We start from the raw sequence: 3473 nt of genomic DNA, 5'->3' as shown, positions 1-3473 counted from the left end.
TCCCCGAGGCGCAGCGGGCCGCGGCGGCCCGGCGCATCCGGCAGCGGGCCGTCGCGTTCCTCTCGGCCAGCGTCGTGGTCCTCCTGCTGAGCGCGGGGGTGCACCTCTGGGGCGTGCGCCGGGAGCTGGAGCTGGTGCAGTCGCGGCGCGCGGCGATCGCCGACGCCGTGGCCGACGCGCAGCGGGCCCGGGAGTCCGTAAACGGGCTGCGCATGCGCCTGGAGACCCTGGCGGAGCTGGAGGAGAAGGCTCCCCGCTGGACTCCGCAGTTCGCCGCGCTCGCCCAGGCGCTCCCCGACTCGGCGTACCTCCAGGCCCTGACGGCCGACAGCACCGGCCTCCGCCTGGGCGGGCTCGCCCGGTCGGCCTCGGGGGTGGTCCCCGCGCTGCAGGCGTCGCCCCGCTTCGACCGGGTGGCGCTCGCCGCCCCGCTGCGCTGGGACTCGGACGACGCGGGCGAGCGGTTCGACGTGGCGGCCTCGCTGGAGGAGCCGCCCCGCTCCGCCCCTTCGCGGAGCACGCCATGACCTGGCCCGCGCTTTCCGCCCGCGACCGCCGGGCCCTCCGCCTGGGGGCGCTGCTCCTCGTCCCCGCGCTGCTCTGGGTCTTCGCGGTCGGCCCGTACCTCCGCGCCCTCGACCAGGCCGAGACCCGGCTGGAGGCGGAGCGCTCGCTCCTGCTCCGCGAAAGGGACCTCCTGGTCGCGGCCCGGGCGTACCCGGAGGAGTTCGAGGCCGGCGCGGAGCTCCTCCTGGAAGAAGCGAAGCGGCTCGTCCCCGGGGAGGACGTCGGCGCGGCGGGCCCGCACTTCGCCACCTACGTCCGGCGCCTCGCCCGCATCGGGGCGGTCCGCGCGAAGCGGATGGAGCTGGAGCCGCCCCGCCCGGCGGGGGGAGGGATCACGGCCATCCCCCTGCGGCTCTCCGGCGAGTCGGACCTGGAAGGGGTGCTGACGCTGCTCCACCTGCTGGAGACGGGGCCCCAGCTCGTCCACGTGGAGCGCCTCCGCATCGAGGGGGGCCGCTCGGAGCCGGCCTGGGGGGCGGTGAACGCCGACATGCCGGAGGTCCTGTCGTTCGAGATGAGCGTGAGCGGCTTCACGCTGGCGGCCCCCCGGGAGCCGTCGGCGGAGGAAGGGGAGAGCCGGCCATGAGATCCTTCTGGACACGCCCCGACGTCCTGGCGTTCGGGCTGCTCGTGCTCTCGGTTGCGCTCTGTGTCCGCGTATCCGTCGAAGCGCACCGATTCGAACCCATGGGTGACCCGATGTCCGCTGCCGCTGCTCGTCCCCTGCCGGTCTTCGCCTCGCGAAGCGGCGACCGCTCCGAGGCCACGGTCCTCGCGGCGGTCGCGCGCGACCCCTTCCGCCCGGACCGCAGGCGCCCCGCGGGGCGGTACCGGATGCCGGGCGAGGCCGTCCCCGCGCCGCCGCCGCCGGTGCAGGTCGCCCCTTCGCCGGCCTTCGCCATGTTCCGCGTCCTCGGCACCCTCACCTTCTCGGACGGCGGGGGCGCGGCGGCGCTGGCCGGGCCGAGCGGGCAGGCCCGGCTGGTCCGGGTGGGGCAGAGCTTCGAGGGGATGCGGCTCACCCGCGTGCGGGCGGGGACGGCGACGCTGGTGGGGAAGGACACGACGCTGGTCCTCCGCGCGCCGGAAGCGGGAGGGACGCAGTGAGGTGCCGCGCCCTGCTCGCCGCGGCGCTGCTCGCCCTGCCGGCGGCGCCCCTCCCCCTCCGCGCCCAGGATCCGCCGGCGGGGGTGGAGCGCACCGCGCGCGGGGTCACCCTCGACTTCCAGAACGCGGACCTGCGGATCGTGGTGAGCGCCCTGGCCGAGGCCGCGGGGCTGAACGTGATCTACTCCGACCTGCCGAGCCGGCCGGTCACCATCCGCACCAGCAGCCCCGTCCCCGTCTCGCAGGTGCGCAGCTACCTGGAGAGCCTGGTCCGGGCCAACGGGCTGGAGCTGGTGGACGAGGGGGGGCTGCTGCGCATCGTCGGCACGCAGGAAGCCCCGCCGGCCGCCGTGCAGGTACCCGCCGCGGTGCAGGGCGGCGCCTCGCAGATCCACGTGATCCGCATGCGGCACGCCCCCGCCGACGAGATGGCGCGCACCATCGGCGCACTCTTCGGGATCGGGGGACCGGAGCGGCCCTCGCTCGCCGACGAGCTGCGGAGCCGCCGGGTCCAGCTCCCGGCCGGGTACGCGCCCCCCGCCCCGGACGTGCAGGTGAACGTGGACCGCGCCGGGGGGGGGATCGCCGCGGGGCTCTCGGGCTCGGTGCAGATCGTCCCCGACGCGCGCACCAACTCGCTCCTGGTGCGCGCCAACCCGGCGGACCTCCGGACCATCCTCGCCGCGGTGGAGCAGCTCGACACCCGCCCCCTCCAGGTGCTGATCGAGGTGATCATCGCCGAGGTCCGGCGCGACCGGAACTTCGACCTGGGGGTGGACGTCCGGGTCCCGGACCAGCGCGAGCCGCGCACCGGGGCGACGGTGGGCGGGGAGCTGCCGGGGCTTTCCGCCGGAGGGGTGGCGCTCCGGGTGCTGGGGCTCGGCGCGGTCCGCGCCGACGTGGTGCTGCGGGCGCTCTCGTCCACGGGGGAGGTGTCCATCCTGTCCCGCCCGGTGATCCTGGCGCAGAACAACCACGAGGCGCGCATCCTGGTGGGCGACGAGCGGCCGTTCATCCAGATCTCGCGCGCCTTCCCCACCGACAACGCGGTGCGCGACCAGGTGATCCAGTACCGCGACGTGGGGACCCAGCTCACCATCCGCCCCACCATCAACCCCGACGGCTACGTGAGCCTGGCCGTGCTGCAGGAGGTGAGCACCGCCACTCCCGAGACCCAGTTCGGGGCGCCGGTGATCAGCACCCGCGAGGCGCAGACCCAGCTCCTGGTCCGCGACGGCCAGACGGCCATCATCGGCGGGCTGGTGGACCAGCTCCGCTCCGGCTCCAACGGCGGGATCCCCATCCTGCGGAACATCCCGCTGATAGGGACCCTGTTCCGCTCCACGCGGAACCGCCGGGCGCTGACCGAGCTCTTCCTCTTCCTCACCCCGCACGTGCTGCGGACCGACGAGGATGTGGACGCGGCGACGCTGCGGGCGCGCGAAGCGACCCAGCGCCTGGAGCGGGTCCTCCCGGACTCGATCCCGCTGCTCCCGACCGACCTCACTCCCGACTCGCCTGCGCCGGCCGCCCCGGTGCCGCCCGGCGCGCAGCCGGAGCGGGAGGGCGAGCCGGCGGCCCCCGCCAAACCCACCCCGCGCGACGTGGGGTGGCCGGAAAGCCGGGGGAAGCCATGACTGCGCGCGGGGGGTTCACCCTGGTGGAGGTGATGGTGGTGCTCCTCCTCGTGGGGCTCGCCGCGGCGGTGGTGGTCCCGGCGCTCCGTCCTCCCGCCGAGCGGGGGGCGGGGGTGGCGGCGGACGCGCTGGCCCGCGACTTCGCGAGGGCGCGCGGCGCGG

The 3473-nt window shown here is 76.1% G+C and carries 4 protein-coding genes; all 4 read left to right on the top strand.

The genetic code is table 11. The features are described from left to right. The coding region (locus VGR37_13070) for a PilN domain-containing protein (protein HEV2148329.1) at positions 1 to 527 on the top strand (527 nt) is incomplete at its 5' end. Next, positions 524 to 1153 (top strand): GspMb/PilO family protein, encoded by a 630-nt coding sequence (locus VGR37_13065; protein ID HEV2148328.1) that lies wholly within the window; start codon positions 524 to 526, stop codon positions 1151 to 1153. The genes VGR37_13070 and VGR37_13065, both read left to right, overlap by 4 nt. Then, a complete protein-coding gene (locus VGR37_13060) occupies positions 1150 to 1674 on the top strand; it encodes a hypothetical protein (GenBank protein ID HEV2148327.1) in 525 nt (174 codons plus the stop codon). The genes VGR37_13065 and VGR37_13060 overlap by 4 nt, the downstream gene beginning before the upstream one ends. Continuing rightward, positions 1671 to 3311: a secretin N-terminal domain-containing protein gene (locus tag VGR37_13055; protein HEV2148326.1), complete on the top strand. Its 1641-nt coding sequence runs from the start codon at positions 1671 to 1673 to the stop codon at positions 3309 to 3311. The genes VGR37_13060 and VGR37_13055 overlap by 4 nt, the downstream gene beginning before the upstream one ends. Positions 3312 to 3473 lie beyond the last annotated feature (162 nt).

This window comes from Longimicrobiaceae bacterium, assembly GCA_035936415.1.
Taxonomy (GTDB): domain Bacteria; phylum Gemmatimonadota; class Gemmatimonadetes; order Longimicrobiales; family Longimicrobiaceae; genus JAFAYN01.
Note: the sequence above shows the minus strand (reverse complement) of the source record. Positions and strands in the feature narration are given on the sequence as shown.